Genomic DNA, 22,317 nt, shown 5'->3' with positions numbered 1-22,317 from the left:
TATGTAGTTATAACAGGAATATCGTGAAATGATATAAGTCTCTGCACTTAAATAAAGGGCAGAATGTTGGTGAATCCGACAACTTGAATATTGTAAAAATATGGGTAATTGTAAGACCTTGAACTGTGGAAAGTGTCAACTTATTCCTGCATCCAACTGAAAACAGTAGTATTCATAAAAACACTTTGTATTGTTAAAGATTTGATGAACTTTGGGTGGAAGACTGGCAATTTCTGTTATTTTACTAGTTAAATTATTAAGGAAGCAAGTAAAAAATAACAAAAATATAACCGTAGAGAAATACGTAAATTCAACAGCACTTTTTGATTGAACTTTGTTCTTTTTTTCGTTTTGTATTTTTGTCCCCAATCTGGGTAATCTAAAGCTGAGTGCAATAGCTACCGAAAATATTTGTAAATAACTGGGAAACTATGAGAATTTTGGTGACGGGTGGTGCTGGGTTTATTGGTTCCCATCTCATCGACCGACTAATGAATGATGGGCATGAATTAATATGCTTGGATAATTTTTACACTGGTCACAAAAGGAATATCCTTAAATGGTTAGGTCATCCGTACTTTGAACTGATCCGCCACGATATTACCGAACCAATTCGGTTAGAAGTGGATCAAATTTATCATTTAGCTTGTCCTGCTTCACCAGTACATTACCAGTACAACCCAGTTAAAACCGTTAAAACTAACGTGATGGGAACACTCAATATGTTGGGGCTGGCTAAACGTGTGAAAGCTAGGTTTTTCTTGGCTTCAACTAGTGAAGTATACGGTGATCCAGAAGTTCATCCCCAACCTGAAGAGTATCGGGGTAGCGTCAATCCCATTGGCATACGTTCATGCTACGACGAAGGTAAAAGAATTGCTGAGACTTTAGCATTTGATTACTATAGGCAAAATAAAGTTGATATTCGAGTTGTTCGGATATTTAACACTTACGGGCCGAGAATGTTAGAAAACGATGGCCGGGTGGTAAGCAATTTTATAGTTCAAGCCTTACGGGGTAATGCTTTGACCGTTTACGGTGATGGTTCGCAAACTCGTAGTTTCTGCTACGTTTCCGATTTAGTCGAAGGATTCATCCGTCTAATGAATAGCGACTACATAGGCCCAATGAATCTGGGTAATCCTGGTGAATATACGATTTTGCAATTGGCACAAGCTGTGCAAAATATGATTAATCCAGACGCGCAGATTAAATTCGAGCCACTACCTTCGGACGATCCCCGGCGTCGCCAACCTGATATCACAAAGGCAAAAACTTGGTTAAATTGGGAACCGACTATTGCTCTGCAAGAGGGGTTAAAACTAACAATAGAAGATTTTCGCGATCGCATTCAAAGCGATGTGAATAATTCAACCATCTGAGTAGCGCCTAGTGTTGCTCTAAATTTCATGCAGGCTCTACCCTATCGGTAGCTAGTATGCTTAGTAGCTGACTTTACTGGCAGTGTCTAAGTGTCATATTGATACTTCTTTTAGAAAACTAACCCCAAAAAAGTGAGGAGTTAAAAAATGCGTGTTTGCGTGATTGGTACTGGTTACGTTGGTTTAGTTACAGGTGCTTGCTTGGCTCATATTGGGCATGATGTAATTTGCGTAGACAACAACGAAGAAAAAGTTAAGTTAATGAAGTCTGGGCAGTCTCCCATTTTTGAGCCAGGACTTTCAGAAATTATCCAGTCTGCTATTCAAACAGAGAAAATTCATTTTACTAGCGATCTCGCTGCTGGAGTTTCCCACGGCGAAATTCTGTTTATTGCTGTGGGAACGCCACCTTTACCCACTGGGGAAAGTGATACTCGTTATGTTGAAGCTGTAGCCCGTGGGATTGGGGAAAATCTCAACGGTGGTTATAAAGTCATAGTAAATAAATCTACAGTACCCATTGGTTCTGGTGACTGGGTGCGGATGCTTGTTCTAGATGGTGTGGCTGAACGGCAGAAAACATTAGTACCCGCAGGTGGGGTTCCAAGTAATGAAAAATTACCTGAGTTTGCAGCCGAATTTGATGTAATCAGCAATCCAGAATTTTTGCGCGAAGGTTCGGCAGTTCATGACACTTTCAACCCCGATCGCATTGTACTAGGAGGCAATAGTCAAAGAGCAGTAGCCTTAATGCAAAAGCTCTATGCCCCAATTGTAGAACGCAAGTACGCTGAGGATCAATCTTTACCCCCTGTGCCAATTCTGGCAACAGACCTGAGTTCGGCGGAGATGATTAAATACGCCGCTAATGCCTTTTTAGCCACTAAGATTAGTTTTATTAACGAAGTTGCTAATATTTGCGATCGCGTCGGTGCTGATGTCACCCAAGTAGCCAGAGGTATTGGTCTAGACTCCCGTATTGGTAACAAATTTTTACAAGCTGGTATTGGTTGGGGTGGTTCTTGTTTCCCCAAAGATGTCTCCGCCCTGATTCACACTGCTGATGATTATGGCTATGAAGCTCAATTACTCAAAGCTGCTGTCAGTGTCAACGAACGCCAGCGATTGATTGCTTTAGAAAAACTCCAAAAAGTTCTGAAAATCCTCAAAGGTAAAACAGTTGGACTACTCGGACTGACCTTCAAGCCCGATACTGACGACTTGCGCGACGCCCCAGCCCTCAACCTAATTGAGCAACTCAACCGATTGGGAGCCAAAGTTAAAGCCTTTGACCCGATTGTTTCTCAAACAGGTTTACGTCATGGGCTTTCTGGGGTGCTAGTAGAAACCGATGCCGAAAGACTAGCTGATGGCTGCGATGCATTGGTACTTGTCACCGAATGGCAACAGTTCAGCACTCTTGACTATGTGAAGATGGCAAAATTGATGACCAACCCCGTTATCATCGACGGTCGTAACTTTCTCGACCCTGAAGTGATGATCCGCGCTGGATTCCAATATGTAGGGGTGGGAAGATAGAGAGTTAAAAGTTAGGAGTCATCAATAAAAATTAATTACAACCCATAATAAATAACTCCTAACTTCCTCCAAAACCTAAAGATTTAAACTACCGCCTAGAATACTCTAGGCGGTATTTAATTTGTTTAAAGCTTCACTTTACTTTGTGTTTTTACGTGATAATTTAATGTCAAGCGCTATGTGGAATACGTTCGATTTCAGCATATCCACTGAAAATAAGTTTTTGACCTTCAGTTTCCAATCGATTGAGCCGCATTTTCACTCCATCAAGGTCAAAACGATCCAAATCGACCATATTATCTAAAATTTCTACCAACGCCACACTCAAGGTTTGCGAGATTTCTCTTTGTGCTTCTGGCACTTGATCAAGTTGGATTTTCGGATCTTTGAAAGAAACTCGTCGCCGCCTTTCAATGGCTATAGTTAAAATCATGCTCAGGGGTACGAGTTCGCCATTATTTAAATCTGCTTTTGCTACAAGCTGTAAGCGATTTTCCGGCAATAGCTGTACCTGTACTTCCGTAAAGGAAACTGGTTCACCACCAGATAATTCTGTCAGTGATGGTACGGTGAGGTTAAGCAGGCGCTTTTTCACCAGTTCCGCATCAAAGGCTTGGTTTATGCCTGCTTCTGACAAAATTACTTGGGCGATCGCTTGAGTAGGCTGCTTAAGGCTGAGTTTGCCACTTAAAACCGAGCCGAAGTCAATGGCAACCGCATCGGTTTCAAAAGACATCTCCTCTACCGCAAAATCTTTCCGAATCACCAAGCCACGACCGCTCATCTTAAAGCTATCAATGCTGCCTTGCAACAGTTTGCTGGAGGGGTAGCAGCGCACAAAGACTTCTACTGACTCGCTTTGGGTAAACAAGTGGCGAATCGTTTGGCTGGCGACCGTGTTGAGCATCCGCTCTCCCCAATCTGTGCCTTTAGGATTTTGTAAACCAGTAAGTCCGCCGAACATGTGGTTTTGGGTCTCTAGAAGTTCTTTGTACTTTTGTAACAAACTGTGAAGAATACAGCAAGCGATCCCGTGATTAATTATGCTGATAGGTAAGTATAGAATGACTGATGGTTGATAGTTAAATGTATTAAATGTTACGATCCAGATTTAGACAGGGAAAACCTTGCAGCATTTATAACATTAGCAATTATACGTTGAAGTATATGGGTTAAAGGGTTCAGAGTAAACACCTTACCCTTGAGCGACTAAAGTAAATCTTTAGTTGACTAAATGACTGCTCTTTGTTTTCAAGGTAGTCAAGGAGTCCGCGAAAGCTTTTATCCTTATTTATTTATGGGTTTCAAAATTATTGACTTTTGACTTCCCCGAACGTGAATTTATCTTGAGCAGAACCGAAACACACCGCCGCCAAGATTTGGGGCTGACCTTTTCTATCTCCTCTTAGAGATTCAAAGCGATCGCCAAAGCTCAAACACCTTACCATGACTATGAAGTGAAACCTGCTAACCCATTTCTGATTCTCCGTCGTCCAGGTGACTATGCATGAAGTTGCTTGCTACCAAATATTGCTTATTGATGTTGTAAATATTTTAACTGTATAAAGTTTGCGAAAAAATTCGTTGATTGCCAAGACACATAGCTCATAGCAATAGTAAAATCTACTTTAAGCTAGCCGAAAATTACCTAAAATTCGAGGTAATTAACTTAACTGTTAGTGGTAAATATCACTAATACTGAATGCTAATATTCAGTATTTCCTGGAGAGCGCTATTCCGGGTTAGGATGATGACTAGCGATGCCTTAATTTAGATATCGATATTGAATTGTTGAAATTTTATGGGCCATAGTCCACCAGATGGCAGTATCAACCTCCTCTGAACTGGCGAGGAAGTCTCCCAGCGCGGGGGAGACTTAGGAGATATATCTCATGCTCACACAAGATATTCGTGATTTGCTGACTGATACTACCGATTTAAACCAGTTAAAATGGGATTTAAATCGCTTGCAACCTGTGGATGTGGGAGACTATATTACACAATTGCCTGAACAACAACGCGCGATCGCATTCCGTTTACTCAATAAAGCTCAGGCAATTGATGTATTTGAATATCTGCCCACAGAGGTGCAGGAAGAACTAATTAATTCTCTGCATAATGTCCAGGTAGTGCAACTTGTAGAAGCGATGAGTCCCGATGAACGGGCAGAATTGTTTGATGAACTCCCTGCTGGGGTAATCAAACGGCTATTACAAGAACTGAGTCCAGAACAAAGGCAAGCAACAGCAACGATTCTCGGCTATCCAGAAGGTACTGCTGGGCGAGTAATGACAACTGAATATGTCCGGTTGCGCCAAGGACTGACTGTAGGTGAAGCCCTAAGCAAAATCCGCCGTCAGGACGAAGACAAAGAGTCGATTTACTACGCCTACGTTACAGATGACAATCGGACGCTGGTGAGAGTAGTTTCACTGCGCCAATTGCTATTTACCTTTCCCGAAGTTTTCATCAAAGATATTGCTAGCGATCGCGTCATCAAAGTTAGAACTGAAACTCCCCAAGAAGAAGTGGCGCGAATCATGCAGCGCTACGACTTAATCGCTATCCCCGTAGTTGACCGAGAAGACCGATTGGTTGGCATCGTCACCATTGATGATGTCATGGATATTTTGCAAGAGGAAGCCACAGAAGACATCCAAAAACTGGCGGGTGTCAGTGGTGATGAAGCAGCTTTATCCTCTCCCTTACTCACCATTCGCAACCGCTTACCTTGGCTGTTGGGAATCATGGCAATGTATATTGGTGCTGCCAGTGCGATCGCGCCTTTTCAATCTGTAATTGCCGCAGTGCCAGTCTTAGCAGTAATCATGCCGATTTTTTCTAACACTGGTGGTACTGTTGGGATTCAATCATTAACGGTGACAATTCGCGGCTTGGGAGTGGGCGAGATAACACCCAAAGATACCTTGAAAATTCTCCGTAAGGAACTTCTAGCTGGTTTAGGTACAGCCCTAGCTTTAGCCACAACGATGATCTTGCTTTCCTTAATTTGGGCGCGGCCCCAAGAACGATGGGTAGCTTTAATTGCCGGGATGGTAATGGCAACTAATACAATTGTGGCTGTTACACTCGGCACTTTACTGCCAATGGCTTTGACACGGCTGAAGCTTGACCCTGCTTTAGTTAGTGGCCCGTTAGTGACTACAATGCTAGATACAATTGGGTTTTTAACGTTCCTCAGCTTAATTTCTCTAGCTTTAAACGTTTTCCATTTGCCAACCTAAAAGGATTGGGCATTGGGCATGGGGCATTGGACATTGATTATTTCTCCCTTATCTCCCCCAGTCCCCAATCCCCAGCCCCCAGTCCCCACACCCCAAATATGCCTACTACCACCTGGAATCGTCATCACGTTCTTTCCCTAGCTGACTTTACGGCGGCTGAATATAATACTGTTTTGCAAACTGCTGCCAGTTTTCAAGAGGTGCTATCACGGCGGACAAAGAAAGTACCAACCTTACAGGGACAGGTGGTGGCGAATTTATTTTTTGAATCGTCTACCCGCACTCGCAGCAGTTTTGAACTCGCAGCGAAACGCTTAAGTGCAGATACGCTGAATTTTGCCGCAGCCACATCTTCTATGACTAAAGGAGAAACAATTCTCGACACGGCGAAAACCTATTTGGCAATGGGAACTGATATTATGGTAGTCCGCCATCGAGAGGCAGGAGTACCGAATGCGATCGCGGCTGAAATGGATCGTTTAGGTGTAAAAGTTAGCGTCCTCAATGCTGGTGATGGTCAACATGAGCATCCTTCCCAAGCACTGCTAGATTTATTTACCATTTGTACTCTAATTGATCCAGCTAGTCCCCGACTAGAACTTTTAAAGGGTAAAAAGATTGCCATTGTTGGGGATATTCTCCATTCTCGCGTGGCGCGATCGAATATCTGGAGTTTAATCGCCAGTGGTGCCGAAGTGCATCTCGCAGCCCCACCCACTCTCTTACCCAAATTATTTACTGAGTATATCTTGGAAGAGGTAGGTATCTCATCATCACCCTCATCCCCCACTCCCCACTCCCCACTCCCCATTCCCCAACTATTTCTACATTGGCAACTAGAACCAGCTTTACAAAATGCCGATTTTGTAATGACTTTGCGCCTGCAAAAGGAACGCATGACGGCTCATTTACTGCCAAGTTTGCGAGAATATCATCAGCTATTTGGCATTACTCGTACAAAGTTACAACTTTGTAAACCTAACGTCAAAGTTTTGCATCCAGGCCCAGTTAACCGTGGTGTTGAAATTAGTTCTGAATTGATGGATGACCCAGAATTTAGTCTCATTCAATCGCAAGTTACTAGTGGTGTCGCCGTTCGTATGGCGCTGTTGTATTTGATAGGAAGCAGTAAGGTCTAAATAATTTAACTCTCACAGGCAATGGCCACCAGAATTCGGCTGTTGAGCCAGCCGTGGGTAAAGTGGTTCGACATGACTACACAAGCTATATAAAAAGGGTATAACATAAGACCAGCCCTTTTAAAGTAAGTAGAAATTCACCTGCGAGAATTTCTCTCTAATATTATGTCCTGTGATTCCCAGAGCCGTTGCACTCCACCCTTAAATCCCCTACCCGCAAGCGGGTAGGGGAAACAAAGCGTAGCTTCGGCGGGGTGGGGTTCTTCGGGTTTAATAAGTAATCAAACAGACATAATATAAATCTGTTTTCTCCGTATTTTCTGTCTTAAAAAGCCTAATGCTCTCAGACTTTCTGCTGTGCCTCGGCGGTTAAATAAGTAACTTATAAACCACTTTTCACACAGAGAATGTTCCGAGAAAAAGAGATTTTACGAGTCACGTTTAAAAAGCTAATTCTATCATTTCTTACTACCTAATACCTATGCCGGAGATTTATCGATGAAAACTATATCTAGCCTCGATGCAGTAACTAAAAATTTAGAACATCATGAAAACTCAAAACGGATTAAAAAATTAATATACTCAGCTTGTAGAAATATTTGGGAGAATGATGAAGATACGCTAGAACGCTTTAAACTACAAGAATTAATTCAAGAATTATGCAGATTAAATCCAACTATAAATAACTTAAATTATAGTTTATCTAAAGTTGTAAAAACCCTTAATAAACAAGACGAATACGCCCTAATAGCCAGTGTTATTTCTCATGAGATGCAGAAGTTATATATAACATCTGATGAATCAACAGGAATATTATTGAATCAACCTCATCAAGAAGAATTAACAGGAATATTATTAAATCAACCTTGTAAAGAGGAACAGACATTTTATAATTCTGGACAAATCTCATCAAATCCTATAGATAAATCTCAAAACAGTCAAATCAAATATCAATATAATCAGTTTGATTTACGGCAAAATATTATGAAGTATACTAACCCACTTAGGGCTAAGATAGTTCTATTTTCTGCACTTTACAAAAAATTTACTTTCAATGAAGAAGACTGGTTGAAAGTGAAGACTGAAAAACTTGATGATTTATTGCTGAAATTATTTAATACTTGTCCAACTACCAGAGAGCTTGAATCTAAACTAAATAATGCCGTTATATCTCTAGGCAAACCGGATGAAAATATTCAAGCAGCTAGTGCAATCATCCAATCTATGCGAGGTCTATATGGCAATATATCATCCAGTGACAACGGATCTCAACCGTTTAACAGCGATTCATCTCTAGAAACGAAAACATTGGTTAATCCTTATCATAAAATGGCATTCAATGATGACAATAATACCTGTCAATTTATAGTACCCCCTATCAAGGAATAATGGCAACTTTTGACTATTGTTAATCCTGGGAAAATCTGAAACGATTGTGGTAATTGATAGGGAGAATAAATATGGATGCCAATGAACTTATTAAACGATATGAAAATGGAGAAACAAAGTTTTTTGAAGCAAACTTAAACGGCGTAAATTTGTTTGGTGCAGACTTGATTGGTATAAGTTTAAACAAGGCAGATTTGTCTAATGCAATCCTAATTTTTAGCTATCTAAATCGGGGAATCCTGAATAAGGCAAATCTAGTTTGTACAAAGCTAAGTGGTGCAAACCTAAATCAGGCAAGTTTAATCGATGCCAACTTGCATGATGCTAATTTACATGGTGCAACTTTACAGGGTGCTGATTTGCATAATGCCAATTTAACTTTGGCGTATATGCTAGATAGTAACTTGATGGACGCCGATTTGCGTGGTGCAAATTTGAGTGGTGCAAATTTAACTGGTGCGTGCCTGCGTGGTGCTAACTTCAGAGAAGAAAGGAGAATGTACTCTGCTAGTCTACGGGGTGCTAACCTCCATAAGGCTGACCTGCGGGGCGCTGATTTAACTGGTGTAGACTTATCTAAAGTTGATTTGAGTGGTGCTAACTTGAGCGAGGCAACGCTACGTTATGCCGATTTGAGTGATGCCAACCTGAGTGAAGCGATTCTGTATAATGCATCTTTGGCAGATACTAACATCGGGGGCGCTAATTTGAAAGGTGCTAACCTGATGAACGCTAGACTAGAACGCTCAAATCTCATTGATGCTGAACTTACAGGTGTTAACTTGTATGGTGCAATTATGCCAGATGCTAAACTGACTAGATGCCAGATGAGTAGAGTAAACCTGAGTTTTGCAAGGCTAAATAGAGTTGATTTAAGTCGGGCTAACCTATGTGGGGCTAACCTCACTGAAGCAGACTTGGTTGATGCCTATCTTGCTAGAACAAACTTGACTGGTGCTAATTTAAGTAAAGCAAATTTAATCAGAGCAGAAATGAGTAGTACAAATCTGACTGGTGCAGATTTGCGTGGTGCGGTCATGCCTGATGGAACAATTAACGACTAACAATATATAGCGGTTTGCAGTTGTTGCAGTTGAGTCCAAGAATATTACTATTAGTCCGATCGGACTAGCTTACAGAAAAATACCTATTCTCATAGAAATTATCTATTACTCCGATCGCATGAGTACAGAATTCTGTAATCTTGGCACACTGGTATCGTAGAAGTTTAAAAATTTAATGACTTCTAGAAGTGTCGGAGGTAAATATGAAAGCAATTTTTTTGACGGCAGCAGCCATACTCAGCACGCTATCTTTAGCTGCTCCCCTTTCCGTCAAAGCAGAAAACTCCGCTTCTGTCCGGCGCTTGCTGCAAACTAGAGAATGTTCTGGATGTAATTTAGCAGGAGCAAACCTCAAAGGCGCTCACCTAATAGGTGTTGACCTCAGAAATGCAAATTTAAAAGGAGCTAATCTTGAAAGTGCTAACCTAGAGGGTGCTGATTTAACTGGTGCCAATTTGAAGTCTGCTAATCTCACAGATGCTTTTGTCAGTGGTACTAGCCTAAATAACGCTAATCTCACCAATGTTGATTTGAGTAATGCTCATTTATATAATAGTGACGTAGATGGCGCTATTATGGCTAATATTAATTTAAGGGGTGCTGATGTATTTAATACTGCCATTAGTATTGGTGGTGAATACTAATGGTGAGTAATGATTTCAAAGTGATGAGTTAAGAGTTAAATTCAACTCCTAACCCTCTACTTTTAACTTTTACTCACCAGTAATCGATAGTTCATTAACCCAGATTTTCGGACAAACTCCCCCTGGCGTTAACTCTGGTTCTTTCTCTACATAGATAATTGACTTCAGAACTTCTAAGAAATCGCCAGCTACAGTTGCTGATTCAATACTCGTCCTCATACCCTTGTTAACTAGCCAACCATCAAACGGCAAAGAAAACGAACCTTGCAAGGCTTTAACTCCAGCATGGAGAGCTTGTAAATCATCGATAAAAATTACATTTTCAGCAGTTTCTAAACTCAACTCTTCTTCAGGAGTTGCTGTTGAAAAAACGTGATAAAAATTGGGACTAACACTAACTTTTGCACCAATACTGGCATTACCTGTTGGCTGAGTATTGAACCTTTTAGCAGTGCCTGCACTGTGGAGAAAGCTTTTTAAAACACCATTTTCAATCAGCGAAACCTGACGAGTAGGAGTTCCTTCACCATCAAAACTTTCTGCACCTACGTTAGCTGGGTGAAGTGCATCATCAAACACTGAAAGAAGAGGAGAAGCAATTTCCTTACCTAAATCATCAGCAGTAGATAAGCTTTGGTTGTCCAAAATACTTTGAGCGTTGAATAAGTTAGAAAAACCACCCAACAGACTTAAGAAAGCTTCCGGTGAAAAAACAACTCGATATTTACCAGTTTTAATTTTTTCATAATTTAAGTGACTGATAGTTTTATCTGCGGTTTCTTTGATGCAACCATTGATGTCTAGATTATCTAAACTATGGTTGATTCTAAAAGCACCTGCACTGCGAGGTTTTTTTCCTTCTTCCTCAGTTTTGCTGTAAAGATAAACTGATGCTAAAGAGTGAGATTCAGTTCTCACTGCACCGTCGCTATTGAGATAAAATCTGTCAATATCTCTTTGTGATAACCCATTATAAGGCACACCTTTAATTGCTGGATGAGCTGCCAGTAGTTCTTTTTCAGCTACCAATAATCTTTCTATGAGTTCAGCAACTGGTGCTTGGGGTGCCTTATCTTGGGGTTTATTTTCAATAGGAGCAGTCGCTTCTGGACTAAAATCAGGAACATTTTCTTTAACACCAAAGAAACTGGCTTCGTAGGCAGTTTTCAAAGCTAATTCCAGTCCTTTGGAGTCTACATCTGTCGTGCTGGTGACACCCATTGTATTATCTTCATTCCAGACACGAACAGTAACACCAGAGCGATTTGAGGCTTTGACTTGTTTTGGCTCACCTTGGTCTACTTGCACGCTAGTATCATCTACTGTTGAGCCATAAATGTCGAATTTCTTAATACCAAGCTTCTCAGCATTGTTCTTGGCAGAATTTGCAATCTCATTGATATTTGGCATAGTCAATTTTGGATTTTGAATTTTAGATTGGAAGCAATTTTATTTTGGATATTAGATTTTGGATTTTGGATGTTAAGCTTTTCTACAGAAAACTTGCTTGTATTTCTTGGGCGGGCGAGACGCCCGCTCCACAACTGAGTATTATGCTAGATGTGGTTTAGCTTATGACTTATATTTGTCTCGTATCTTTTTATTGACGCAATATCCTTCATTCACAATCCAAAATCTCAAGTCCAAAATTATTATCTTCCACCGACGGTAATAGAATCAACCTTGATGTGGGGTTGCCCTACTGTGGTGTAAATACTACCACTGACGGAACCACAAAAACCTGGTGCAATTTCCAAATCTTGGGAACACATAGAAATTTTATTCATAATTTCCTTAGCTTCACCGATAAGAATTGCTCCTTTTAGGGGTTTGGTGATTTTGCCATTTTCAATCAAATAAGCTTCATCAACACTAAAGTTAAATTGGCCTGTAGCACCAACGCTTCCGCCACCCATCTTTTTACAGTAAATACCTTTATCAACAGAGGTAAATAAATCATCAATGCTATATTCGCCAGAATCAATATAGGTATTACGCATCCGGCTAGCAGCAGCAAAGGTATAATTTTGGCGGCGTCCACTTCCAGTTCTGGGGTGTCCAGTACGTGCAGAACCTGTTCTATCTGCTAAGAAGTTTTTGAGAACGCCTTTTTCAATTAATAGAGTTCTTTGAGCAGGCATACCTTCGTCATCCATGTCAATTGTCCCGAAGGCATTTTCAGAGCGCCCTTCATCCCAGGCTGTCAAACTTTCGTGGGCAATTTTTTCGCCTTTTTTGTCAGCAAAGGGTGTGGTATTGCGTTCAATTTGGGTGGTTTCTAGCAGGTGTCCGCAAGCTTCGTGGAAGATTACACCGCCAAAGTGATTGGCCATAATAATCGGGTAAGTACCTGATTCTACGTAATCGGCGTAGAGCATTTTGCCAGCAGATTCTGCTATTTTTTCGGCGGCTTGTTGAGAATCCCAAGTCCTCAAGAAGTTGGCATCACTGGTGTTACCAGCGCGTTCACCGATGGAAGCACGATTAGCACCATCAGCACACAACAGGTTAAATCCTACTGACTGAGTGAGGCGAATGTCACGGGCAAAAGTGCCGTCACTGGCGGCGATTAAAACTTCTTGCCAATCCCGGAAATAGGTAGCACGGCGCGATTGGACGTGGCTAGCTTTTTGCTTCAGGTTGGTAGTACCATCAAGGAGGACTTCTCCCATTTCTCGGATGGAGCTACACACTGGTAGCCAGGCATCTTTACCTCTTTTGGTGGCGTAATCTCTCAATAATTCTAGGTTGATTTCTGGGATGAAAGCTTTAGCAGTGGGTAGTTGCAATCCCAGGATAGAAAGACCTTTTTCTAAAGCTGCTTTCAAACCGGAAAACGAAAGGTCATTGGTGCTGACATAGCAATCAGCTTTGCCACGAAATACTCTGACTCCCGCGCCTGTAGACAGACTGGGTGAAATACTAGTGATGGAGTCGTCTTCTGCAAGACAACTAATATAGTTGCGACGCTCTAAAAATAATTCGATGAAGTCAGCACCTGCGGCGCGTCCTAGTCCCAGGAGGGTAGCCAGGGGGGCTTCCCAGGTTTCATCGAAACGCTCTGGTGTGGAAGAATATTGCAGGGTGGGAAGTTGATTCGAGAGAAGTAGCGTACTTGTAAGCATGTGTAGCCTCGTCTGCTGGCGTAGTTCAGAGATTTGACTGAAAAATCCTGGTGTGTTCAGTCTAACAAATCAGTGAAAGCCAGAGTCGGCAATTAAGTAGTAGGGGTTTCCTCACCTTACAATCTCACCCCGTTATCTCTCGGTATCTGTGCATAAAATAATAATTAGCGTAAATTAACGCACTATTTTAATAATTTATACGAGATAAATTATTGCAATACTAGGAATAAAGTTTTACTTAATTCCCCCATGATTGACCTAGATTATACTAATTTTTTGGAAATTGTTCAGCCATAAGCTGTTCCACATTTAAATTGCAGAATTGCGGCGGACAAGATGCCCACCCCACAAGAGTTATATAAATTTTAGATATGCAAACTAGATGTGGTTTAGCTTACAGCGCTTCCGGCTATTATGCAATATAGTTTTCTCTTTGCCCCTCCCCTATCATTGCTTTCAGCTTTTAGGATGTACCTCATAGCTGCCGGAAGTGCTGTACTTGTATAAATATAATTCTATGAGATTTAATAATAGATATAAATGGTGAGTTTTCATAAAAAGGAGGCGATAATTTTGATTTTAAAACTTGTTTTAAATCTCCAAACTTGCTACGTAAATTCAAAAATGAGGTAATAACCTCTTATAATAAACTGGTCAATCGTGGACGAGTGGAGTCTTTTTGTCAGCTATGGAATACAGACCATAAAATATAGAGCTTCATTCAATGCTTATCGGACAATTACTAACAAATTACCTTGTTGTATGGGAAAAGGTTAAGGGGAAAAGATATCCCCTCAATACTTTGTGGTAACATAAAAAATAACAAAGTGAGCAAGGTACACCCAGGTTTATTTACGATTTGTTATTTTCAATGGAATTCTTGCTGTTTCTTGCTGATTAAAAGTCTGACCTATATTAGCAGCAGTTGGCGCTGGCGATGTTAAATTCTTAAACAATAGCTTTAGAGTTCGAGTAATAGTTTTAATAATTTTCATTTTGCTGGCACTCGGCTTTTCGTCATATCTCAAAACCATTGGAATTTCTACGATTTTTGGTTTGAGCGGTTTGGCTTTCAGCAATAAATCTATCATGCAAGCAAATCCACTTTCAGTGAATAAACTCTCGCCATAATAGATATCTAGTTTGCTGACGAAAGTACGGTTATACAGTCTGTAACCACAAGTGTAATCTCTTACACCTGGTACATGAGCTGCAATTCTAAAAAGCCAGCTTGCTCCGTAGCTCATCACCTCTCTAAATTTTGATAAGCCTATGACTTTGGAGCCTTTTCGATATCTAGATGCGATCGCAATATCATAGCTACCAGCTATCATCGTGTCATACATCTTGATTAATAGTTCTGGTGGTTGAGTGTTATCGCAATCCATCGCGGCTAAAAAATCACCTTCTTTAGAAATTTCTAAGAAAGTTGTGAAACCTGTTTTAATTGCTTGACCTAAACCAGCATTTTTGAGATGCTGGACTAATTTCAGTGATATCCCCAGCGATTGAGATTCTTCTATTGCAGTCTGAGCAGTTGCATCCTTGCTACCATCATCAACAAGAATCAGCCGGATATCCATATTAGATATTTGCTGCAATACCTGAAACTTTTTGAACAAGGGGCGAATTGATTCTTGCTCATTGTATGCGGGTAAAAGAACAAAAAGACTCATAAGTACCTCGTGTGATTTTCAAAATATTATTCTCTAATCTCAAGAATTCAGTAATGTTGATTTCTTGAGAAATTCATCAACCTGTCGGACGACTGCGTTGTTATTGACGCTATCATTGACCAACTGTGAGGTATTGACGACGAAAAAATCATCGTTTTCAGTACTCACTTTTGGAACAAGGCTTGAATAATTTAAAACTTGTAGTGGCTGTACTTTAATAGCTCGATTAATGTGTGCCGCGACAATATCATCTGCTTTGAGTTCTGGGAACATCAAACGTATACCCTGGAAAAATACTTGGCGCAATTTATCATCTGGCTGTTTTAATAACGGGTCGGTGGAAAGGATATATTTTGGTAGGAATGTGATATGATACCCTGCTGTCTCTTGCAAAGAAACTAGGTTACTCATGCCGATGACTCCAGTAAAGGGGACATTTCTATCGGCAATATTTACTACGTAATAAGGAATTAGAGCCTTGCGAGTAATAAGTACCATGCAGATTACGCCGAGGTATTCTACTGTTTCGCGGGTGTCTGAAACTTTGACCAATTCTTTGGCAGCAACTTGTTGCAGAATATTAACTGGGCCAGTAAAGATGACTTTATCAAAATGTTCCTTTTTGCCCTGATATTCTACCCACATTCCACCGTCTGGATGAGGTGCAATATATTCCACCGCAACACCTGTGTGGATATGACCCCCAGCCGTGTAAATTAATTTTTCTATATGATCAAAAACAGTTTTGTAACCGCCTGAGACATAACCAAGTTGTTCTTTGTTTAATGAAGTATCTCGCGCTGAAAATAACCGTTTAATATAAGCCCAGATAAAAACTGCTGATATTCGCTTATAGTTCTCTCCTAATTTGGATAGAAGCAAGGGTTTCCAGAGTTTTTCGTATGTGCTTTTACCACCAAGCTTCAAGAGCCAATCTTCAACTAATATCTTCTCTAATCGCCGCCAGTTATTAAGGCGTGAACCATACAATAAAGTGAAAGCTAATCTAATTTTAGCTATAAGTCCGAACAAAGGAAAGCGGAGAAATTCTATAGAGTTACTGATAGAATAAAATTTTTGATTATCGTAGAACCCTGTTAAACTTCGATGCCAACGCAGCTTATCTCCAAGACCAATATCTCTGAGGAAATTTATTAAATGAGTATCAGAAGGGAGGATAACGTGATAAAACCTATCCCAGGTAAACAACCCATAATCATGATAAGTGGTAAGTCCACCAAGCTGCTTATTACTGTCGAATACAGTTACTTTATGTCCTTGATTTGAAAGACGTTGGGCTAATACTAGCCCAGTTATGCCTCCGCCAATGATGCCTATATTCATAATTTAGATTTTTGTAATGATGATTTTGAAATTATATTTTCAAAGAGTTTTAGTATTAATAGCTTTGCTATCTACTTTTTAGCTATTAATTTACAACAAGAACTACACCAGTTATAATAATGGAAATTCCTAACCACTGGCTAAATACAACCCGCTCTTTTAGAAGATAGTGAGAAGCAATTGGTACAAATGCATACATTAATCCTAAAACTGGAAATGCTTGGCTCAGAGGAATTGTCCGCAATACATAAAGCCACAATATAGTCATAAATGTATAACAAACAAACCAAATCCAAAAATAACGAGACAATAACAGATTTTGGATAGATGCGCTTGCTCCTTTAGCATGGCTAGAAAGGTGAAGTCCATACTTTAGTGATAGGTTAGCTGTTGTTCCGAATAAAACCACAAGCATTAAGACTAGCCAAGTAGTGATGTTCATTTTTTAATCTTCTTGATGAGATTTGCTGTACATTGATGTAGATTTTTTCAAGGGAATAACTACTAAAAGAACACCCAGGAAAATAGTGATTACTCCTGCTATTCTAGTTAGTGTAATCTCTTCATTAAAAAAGTAGTATGATCCAAAAAATATACCGACGTAATTTAAACTAGTTAGTGGATAAGCAATACTCAATTTTACAGAGCGCAGAGCTAATATCCAATTTACTACCCCCAAGCAATAAATACTAATAGCTAATACTAATTTTTGAATAAATACCCAATTAAATAGTCCCTCATTTGTATGGCTCATGGTATGCTTCATAAGCAATTGACCAGAAATACTAAATAAAATACTAACAAACAATATAATATAAGGAATTATTTTAACGTTTGAACTTTGCGAGATAGATTTCATAGTACATTTGCCTCAATCGAGATATTAGGTATGAACCGGACAGTAAACAATCTATCGTTTTAAAAGTTTCATATTTTGGTAATACCTTATTTGCAATTCAATTTTCACTTCAGTAAATAGACAACATAATTAGGAAGCTTGTCTTGAAGGGACTGATATCAAAATGATCATAGAAGCTTATGTCCAAGAGTTAGTAAGTAGATACTATGCAGCTTGGAAGACGGTTGCTGTATTTTGGCAAGACCCGATATTATCGGAGTAGAGTATGCTAAATTTGTTTACTGAGTTCCACTCGCAGACATAACAGTTTAATTGCTTGGCAATTGGCGCAATCAATTTAGCCTTTGCCCAATTGTGAATTGCAGATGTCTTTCGTATCAGTCAGTTATGTTTCCATACTAGTTTGAGTGCGATGGCGTATCGCAATATCTATGTCATAGTAAATGCATATATAGGGAACATTGAGTGCTCTGCCACAAATGTGTGGACAAAGTTTAGCAGTGGGACATCGCTTATGCTGAACTCGGATTTGGCCCCCATGTTTAACAGATGGATTCTTGGAATTTTTTATTAATCCATTCATTAACTTTCATCAGTTGTATCCTGCTATAGAAAACTTGTTGAAGACACTACTCAACTTCTAAAGCCGTTAGCTTATGCATCAAAACTAAGCTGGATTGATAAATGTTCTTAGTTTTCTCTAGGAAGTGTTTATCAGTTCTCCGACATGCCATAGAATTTATCCAGGCTTACACACATATCTGCAACCTCGGCTGGAGACTAAGGCGATTCATGGAAATTTGTAATCAAAAATAGTGTGTATAGGTACTTTTTTTGGACATAGGAACACAATGGTTAAGAAAAATCTGCGTAATAGCGAAAATCATCTATAAATAACTATAGAGTCATACGCCTTACAGGTTTTTGGGGAATTTTATTGCATGTCAAAATAAATGGAGCTTTTGACGAGACTAATGGGTAATGTAAACTAGCGTTTGCCGAGCAACTCGCAGCTTATTTATGTTGAGGTAGGTAGATTTGAGATATTTTTACATTATCTTAGTACTAGTGTTGTCTAATTGTTTTTAACTATATGTAATTTTAACTAGAGCTTTATCTCAATATTTATTTTTACATATAATTACTTACTAGAATACCATGAGATAACAATGTTGCAAATTTATCGCCACACTTCATCAAAAATTCATTTTAGGAAAATATACTTAAACAGAAACTTTATGAAATCTATATTTTCCTGTTGATGAATCTTTATTTTTAATAATTTGTACATTATTTATGTATCACTTTCTGACTAATAAAGTTGCAGAAGTAGCGATTTAGTATCAAACTCTAAAAGTGCAAAGCTAAGAGTTTGAGTAAGCAGAATTGGAACTTGAATACTAATACAAATAATTAACTTTAAGTATAGTTATATACTCAATAGTAAAATCATAGATGCTAACCAATAGTCTGAATTGTTTTTTAGTTATGAAAATTTTCAAATTCAGATATCTTAAACAAAAGTTATTTTAAGGTTAACTTAGACACCAAGTAAGCCGGAAGCCACTATTTCTCAATTCTCTTAGGAAGGCGGATTTAATAGAGTACAAAACCTCACTCCCAACTCCTCTTTTTACTAGTACCGTCTATACACAAGTTGAGTCTAGAATCAAATGGACAGAAAAGAATGGAAAATTATTTTTAAAATCCTTGAATCTCCGTTATACATTTATCCATAAAGTGACACTATTAAATCAGTGAACAGTCAACATTTATCACAATAGTAGTGCGGGTATTTGACCCCAACTGAAACACACCACTTGTCAGTTGTGGGGGACTCTGACTCTCAATTTGACTTACAATTTTTCACTGATAACTGATGATAATCAGCAAGATTAAACTCAAAACCTTACCCTTCCTATCAAACTTGATATTTGATGCTTAGTGGTAATTGGTCTTATTTAATTTCCCTAAATTGTTTTTCTTTGCTTTGAGTTTGTTTTGACTCATTTTCCTGCAAAAGTCTGTTGGTAATAATTAAGACAATCATTAACAATCCAAACTGAATCTGCCAGGGTGCTAATACTAAACTGAAAATCAAGCTAATAGCTGCAAATACACCTGCAATATATGCAAGTTCATCACTACTTTTTTTAAAGAAGTAGCCAGTGGCTAAAGCCGTACATAGTGGTATCAAAAATAACAAAGCCATTTTACTAACTTCTGAACTATAAGTTATTGCGCTTATAAAACAAACTGAAATTGTTTTTTGGAATTAGTGGTTAATTTTACATCCAATGAGGTTTTAGCCACAACAGCCCATTGAAATAAATATTATAAAAAATCAAGATTACGCAACGTCGTATCTTACACAAATTGGAATAATTCTTGCGACAGAAGCAGCGCTCAAAAGCTTGGCTAATAACTCCTTCTTCTGTGGTCGATGGTGAGCCAAACTCCTTTTAACAGTAGCTTACCAGACGCTAGACGTAACTTGGTGAGGAGTGCAAAATTCCTTCTGGTGATATCCCAACTCAGTATAGCTGCGCTATGCTATACAAACTCTTGTTTAACCACGGAGATTGGAAGGCTTTAAAACTTGCGAAGGTGGGTTTTGTCTATTTAGCTAATTGCACTCTTGTGAGTAATCATCTGGTAAATTAGCTTAAAACTTTGGCCTTGCGCCAGGATAAGGATTTAGCATATTACCTTTAGAAGTAGCATTTTCATTTTTTCATTTTAGACACTCAATGCTGAACATTCCTCAATTACTGGCAAGTGAAATAAACCTCAAACCTCATCAGGTGCAAAACGCGCTGGAACTTTTGGCGGAGGGTGCAACAATTCCTTTTATTGCACGTTACCGCAAAGAGCGCACCGATGAGATGAATGAAGTGCAACTACGTGAACTGGCTGATCGATATACTTATTTAACAGAACTGGAAGAACGAAAATCTGTGATTTTAAGTGCGATCGCACAACTTGGTAAACTCACAGATGAACTCAAAGCTAAAATCTCATCCTGCTTACAAAAAACCGAACTTGAGGATTTATACCTACCCTATCGCCCAAAACGACGCACCCGCGCCACTATCGCCAGAGAAAAAGGACTCGAACCTCTGGCGGAATTCATCAATTCGCTAAATGTAAAAAATGCTGCAACGGCTTCCCTGGAAGAAGAAGCGGCTAAGTATATTTCTGAAGCCAAGGGAGTAAAAACAGCAGAAGAAGCACTCAAAGGCGCTGCTGATATTTTAGCGGAAGAAGTGGCTGAAAAAGCTGAATTACGGGCATATATCCGCGACTATCTTCTAGAAGAAGGGGTATTTGTCTCCCGCATCAAAGATGATTATCCCGAAGGTACAACCAAATTTGAGATGTACCGTAACTATCAAATTAAGGTAAAAAATATTGCACCCCACAATATGCTGGCGTTGTGTCGGGGTGAAACGGAGAAAGTATTAAGCTTTGAAATTGCTTTTGATGAAGATACGATACTTTACTATCTTGAGTCGAAAGAAATTAAAACCAAAGTTCGGACAATTCGGGATTTTTATCAGGCGATGTTGAAGGATGCATTCAATCGTTTAATGAAAGTCTCTCTAATGGGAGAGGTAATTTCTGAGATTAAAGTATATGCAGACATGGAATCAATCAAGACCTTTGAAACTAATCTGCGAGAGTTGCTGCTATCTGCACCAGCAGGAATGAAACCAACGCTAGCGATAGACCCTGGATTTAGGACTGGGTGTAAAGTTGCTGTCCTCGACCAAACAGGGAAATTTTTGGAATACCAAGCGGTTTTTCCTCACCAAGCGGCTGAACAACGCGCTAAAGCTGCACAAAGTGTCAAAAATCTGATTGAAAAATACAAGATTGAGTTAATCGCCATTGGTAACGGTACAGCGTCCCGCGAGACAGAGGAGTTTGTCACACAAGTATTGCAAACTATAGAACGCAAACCAGTTAAGGTAATGGTGAATGAATCTGGCGCATCTATATATTCTGCCAGTACTGTAGCGTTAGAAGAGTTTCCCGATTTAGATATTACCGTGCGCGGTGCTATTAGCATTGGCCGTCGTTTGCAAGACCCTCTGGCGGAACTGGTGAAAATCGATCCCAAATCTATTGGTGTGGGACAATATCAGCACGATGTCGATCAGAAATTGCTGAAAAAGAAATTGGATGAGACTGTAGAAAGCTGCGTTAACTACGTCGGCGTAGACTTGAATATGGCTTCCAAAGAACTTCTAACTTCTGTCTCTGGGATTACGGCAACAGTTGCCAATAACATTGTCGCCTATCGTAACCAGAATGGAGCCTTTAAAAATCGCCGACAACTTTTGAAAGTTCCAAAGCTGGGGCCAAAGGCTTTTGAACAAGCGGCGGGTTTTCTGCGGATTCGCGGCGGTGATAACCCATTGGATAATACAGCAGTGCATCCAGAAAGTTATTCTTTAGTAGAAGCGATCGCATCTGATCTAAATGTGCCATTAAATCAGGTCACACAAATTGCTGAAAAACTTAAAAAGACCAACTTGAAGAAATATGTTACTGATAGCGTCGGCGAACCCACACTGCGCGACATCCTCAGCGAACTAGAAAAACCAGGTAGAGATCCCCGTGCAGAATTTAAGTATGCCACCTTCAAAGAAGGAATTAAGGAAATCAGGGACTTAAAGGTGGGAATGGAACTGGAGGGAATGATCACAAATGTCGCCAACTTCGGCGCTTTCGTTGATATCGGCGTACATCAAGATGGCTTGGTGCATATATCCCAACTTGCTGATAGATTTGTAGACGATCCCAACAAAGTTGTCAAAGTCGGACAAGTAGTCAAAGTGCAGGTGCTAGAAATCAACGAGAAACTCAAGCGGATTAGTTTGTCGATGAAAGCAGTTAAACAATAAT

At 39.6% G+C, this 22,317-nt stretch carries 17 protein-coding genes; 8 read left to right on the top strand and 9 right to left on the bottom strand.

Going from position 1 to position 22,317, the window contains the following annotated elements; genetic code table 11:
* The first annotated feature begins 431 nt into the window (after positions 1 to 431).
* Positions 432 to 1,382, top strand: coding sequence for a UDP-glucuronic acid decarboxylase family protein (locus tag VE944_RS13125; RefSeq protein ID WP_324977651.1), 951 nt, complete (start codon positions 432 to 434; stop codon positions 1,380 to 1,382).
* Between the two features lie 147 nt (positions 1,383 to 1,529).
* Positions 1,530 to 2,921 (top strand): UDP-glucose dehydrogenase family protein, encoded by a 1,392-nt coding sequence (locus VE944_RS13120; RefSeq protein ID WP_324977649.1) that lies wholly within the window; start codon positions 1,530 to 1,532, stop codon positions 2,919 to 2,921.
* A 169-nt stretch (positions 2,922 to 3,090) separates the two neighbouring features.
* Here VE944_RS13120 and VE944_RS13115 read toward each other — a convergent pair whose 3' ends face one another.
* Both VE944_RS13115 and VE944_RS13110 read right to left on the bottom strand, forming a co-directional pair.
* The gene (locus tag VE944_RS13115; protein ID WP_324977647.1) at positions 3,091 to 3,885 is read right to left on the bottom strand and encodes an LmeA family phospholipid-binding protein; all 795 of its coding nucleotides are present in this window, start codon (positions 3,883 to 3,885) and stop codon (positions 3,091 to 3,093) included.
* A gap of 346 nt (positions 3,886 to 4,231) precedes the next feature.
* Positions 4,232 to 4,369: a hypothetical protein gene (locus tag VE944_RS13110; protein ID WP_324977645.1), complete on the bottom strand. Its 138-nt coding sequence runs from the start codon at positions 4,367 to 4,369 to the stop codon at positions 4,232 to 4,234.
* A gap of 444 nt (positions 4,370 to 4,813) precedes the next feature.
* On the opposite strand from VE944_RS13110, the gene mgtE reads away from it, so the two are divergent.
* The 5 genes from mgtE to VE944_RS13085 all read left to right on the top strand — a co-directional run bounded on the left by mgtE (position 4,814) and on the right by VE944_RS13085 (position 10,402).
* Positions 4,814 to 6,166 carry a magnesium transporter gene (gene mgtE, locus VE944_RS13105; protein WP_324977643.1) on the top strand — a complete coding sequence of 451 codons (1,353 nt, stop codon included), beginning with the start codon at positions 4,814 to 4,816 and terminating at the stop codon, positions 6,164 to 6,166.
* A 98-nt stretch (positions 6,167 to 6,264) separates the two neighbouring features.
* On the top strand, positions 6,265 to 7,305 hold the full coding sequence (locus tag VE944_RS13100) for an aspartate carbamoyltransferase catalytic subunit (RefSeq protein ID WP_324977641.1): 1,041 nt from the start codon (positions 6,265 to 6,267) through the stop codon (positions 7,303 to 7,305).
* A gap of 498 nt (positions 7,306 to 7,803) precedes the next feature.
* Positions 7,804 to 8,694: a hypothetical protein gene (locus VE944_RS13095; RefSeq protein ID WP_324977639.1), complete on the top strand. Its 891-nt coding sequence runs from the start codon at positions 7,804 to 7,806 to the stop codon at positions 8,692 to 8,694.
* A gap of 71 nt (positions 8,695 to 8,765) precedes the next feature.
* The gene (locus VE944_RS13090) at positions 8,766 to 9,758 is read left to right on the top strand and encodes a pentapeptide repeat-containing protein (RefSeq protein ID WP_324977636.1); all 993 of its coding nucleotides are present in this window, start codon (positions 8,766 to 8,768) and stop codon (positions 9,756 to 9,758) included.
* Between the two features lie 203 nt (positions 9,759 to 9,961).
* Complete coding sequence (locus tag VE944_RS13085) at positions 9,962 to 10,402, top strand: pentapeptide repeat-containing protein (RefSeq protein WP_324977634.1); 441 nt, start codon at positions 9,962 to 9,964, stop codon at positions 10,400 to 10,402.
* 69 nt (positions 10,403 to 10,471) lie between these two features.
* Here the strand turns inward: VE944_RS13085 and VE944_RS13080 are convergent, their stop codons facing one another.
* The 7 genes from VE944_RS13080 to VE944_RS13050 form a co-directional block, all read right to left on the bottom strand.
* Entirely contained in the window at positions 10,472 to 11,812 is a 1,341-nt protein-coding gene (locus VE944_RS13080) for a TldD/PmbA family protein (protein WP_324977632.1), read from the bottom strand.
* A 242-nt stretch (positions 11,813 to 12,054) separates the two neighbouring features.
* Positions 12,055 to 13,527: a TldD/PmbA family protein gene (locus tag VE944_RS13075; protein ID WP_324977630.1), complete on the bottom strand. Its 1,473-nt coding sequence runs from the start codon at positions 13,525 to 13,527 to the stop codon at positions 12,055 to 12,057.
* 848 nt (positions 13,528 to 14,375) lie between these two features.
* On the bottom strand, positions 14,376 to 15,203 hold the full coding sequence (locus VE944_RS13070) for a glycosyltransferase family 2 protein (protein WP_324977628.1): 828 nt from the start codon (positions 15,201 to 15,203) through the stop codon (positions 14,376 to 14,378).
* A 39-nt stretch (positions 15,204 to 15,242) separates the two neighbouring features.
* Positions 15,243 to 16,547 carry an NAD(P)/FAD-dependent oxidoreductase gene (locus VE944_RS13065; protein ID WP_324977626.1) on the bottom strand — a complete coding sequence of 435 codons (1,305 nt, stop codon included), beginning with the start codon at positions 16,545 to 16,547 and terminating at the stop codon, positions 15,243 to 15,245.
* An 85-nt stretch (positions 16,548 to 16,632) separates the two neighbouring features.
* Positions 16,633 to 16,989, bottom strand: coding sequence for an EamA family transporter (locus tag VE944_RS13060; protein ID WP_324977624.1), 357 nt, complete (start codon positions 16,987 to 16,989; stop codon positions 16,633 to 16,635).
* Positions 16,990 to 16,992: 3 nt separating this feature from the next.
* Complete coding sequence (locus VE944_RS13055; protein WP_324977622.1) at positions 16,993 to 17,406, bottom strand: EamA family transporter; 414 nt, start codon at positions 17,404 to 17,406, stop codon at positions 16,993 to 16,995.
* 1,957 nt (positions 17,407 to 19,363) lie between these two features.
* The gene (locus VE944_RS13050; protein ID WP_324977620.1) at positions 19,364 to 19,618 is read right to left on the bottom strand and encodes a hypothetical protein; all 255 of its coding nucleotides are present in this window, start codon (positions 19,616 to 19,618) and stop codon (positions 19,364 to 19,366) included.
* Between the two features lie 538 nt (positions 19,619 to 20,156).
* On the opposite strand from VE944_RS13050, the gene VE944_RS13045 reads away from it, so the two are divergent.
* Positions 20,157 to 22,316, top strand: coding sequence for a Tex family protein (locus tag VE944_RS13045; protein WP_324977618.1), 2,160 nt, complete (start codon positions 20,157 to 20,159; stop codon positions 22,314 to 22,316).
* The last annotated feature ends 1 nt before the right edge of the window (position 22,317 follow it).

It is taken from the genome of Nostoc sp. (assembly GCF_035638895.1).
Taxonomy (GTDB): Bacteria; Cyanobacteriota; Cyanobacteriia; order Cyanobacteriales; family Nostocaceae; genus Nostoc.
The sequence above is the reverse complement of the archived record's forward strand: the minus strand, read 5'-3'. Positions and strand labels throughout refer to the sequence as shown.

Coding starts and splice junctions, on each gene's coding strand:
- VE944_RS13055 (WP_324977622.1), bottom strand. CDS start 17,406: ATGAAATCTATCTCGCAAAGTTCAAACGTTAAAATAATTCCTTATATT.
- VE944_RS13120 (WP_324977649.1), top strand. CDS start 1,530: ATGCGTGTTTGCGTGATTGGTACTGGTTACGTTGGTTTAGTTACAGGT.
- VE944_RS13060 (WP_324977624.1), bottom strand. CDS start 16,989: ATGAACATCACTACTTGGCTAGTCTTAATGCTTGTGGTTTTATTCGGA.
- VE944_RS13095 (WP_324977639.1), top strand. CDS start 7,804: ATGAAAACTATATCTAGCCTCGATGCAGTAACTAAAAATTTAGAACAT.
- VE944_RS13110 (WP_324977645.1), bottom strand. CDS start 4,369: ATGGTAAGGTGTTTGAGCTTTGGCGATCGCTTTGAATCTCTAAGAGGA.
- VE944_RS13115 (WP_324977647.1), bottom strand. CDS start 3,885: ATGTTCGGCGGACTTACTGGTTTACAAAATCCTAAAGGCACAGATTGG.
- VE944_RS13085 (WP_324977634.1), top strand. CDS start 9,962: ATGAAAGCAATTTTTTTGACGGCAGCAGCCATACTCAGCACGCTATCT.
- VE944_RS13080 (WP_324977632.1), bottom strand. CDS start 11,812: ATGCCAAATATCAATGAGATTGCAAATTCTGCCAAGAACAATGCTGAG.
- VE944_RS13090 (WP_324977636.1), top strand. CDS start 8,766: ATGGATGCCAATGAACTTATTAAACGATATGAAAATGGAGAAACAAAG.
- mgtE (WP_324977643.1), top strand. CDS start 4,814: ATGCTCACACAAGATATTCGTGATTTGCTGACTGATACTACCGATTTA.
- VE944_RS13070 (WP_324977628.1), bottom strand. CDS start 15,203: ATGAGTCTTTTTGTTCTTTTACCCGCATACAATGAGCAAGAATCAATT.
- VE944_RS13075 (WP_324977630.1), bottom strand. CDS start 13,527: ATGCTTACAAGTACGCTACTTCTCTCGAATCAACTTCCCACCCTGCAA.
- VE944_RS13050 (WP_324977620.1), bottom strand. CDS start 19,618: ATGGCTTTGTTATTTTTGATACCACTATGTACGGCTTTAGCCACTGGC.
- VE944_RS13100 (WP_324977641.1), top strand. CDS start 6,265: ATGCCTACTACCACCTGGAATCGTCATCACGTTCTTTCCCTAGCTGAC.
- VE944_RS13065 (WP_324977626.1), bottom strand. CDS start 16,547: ATGAATATAGGCATCATTGGCGGAGGCATAACTGGGCTAGTATTAGCC.
- VE944_RS13045 (WP_324977618.1), top strand. CDS start 20,157: ATGCTGAACATTCCTCAATTACTGGCAAGTGAAATAAACCTCAAACCT.
- VE944_RS13125 (WP_324977651.1), top strand. CDS start 432: ATGAGAATTTTGGTGACGGGTGGTGCTGGGTTTATTGGTTCCCATCTC.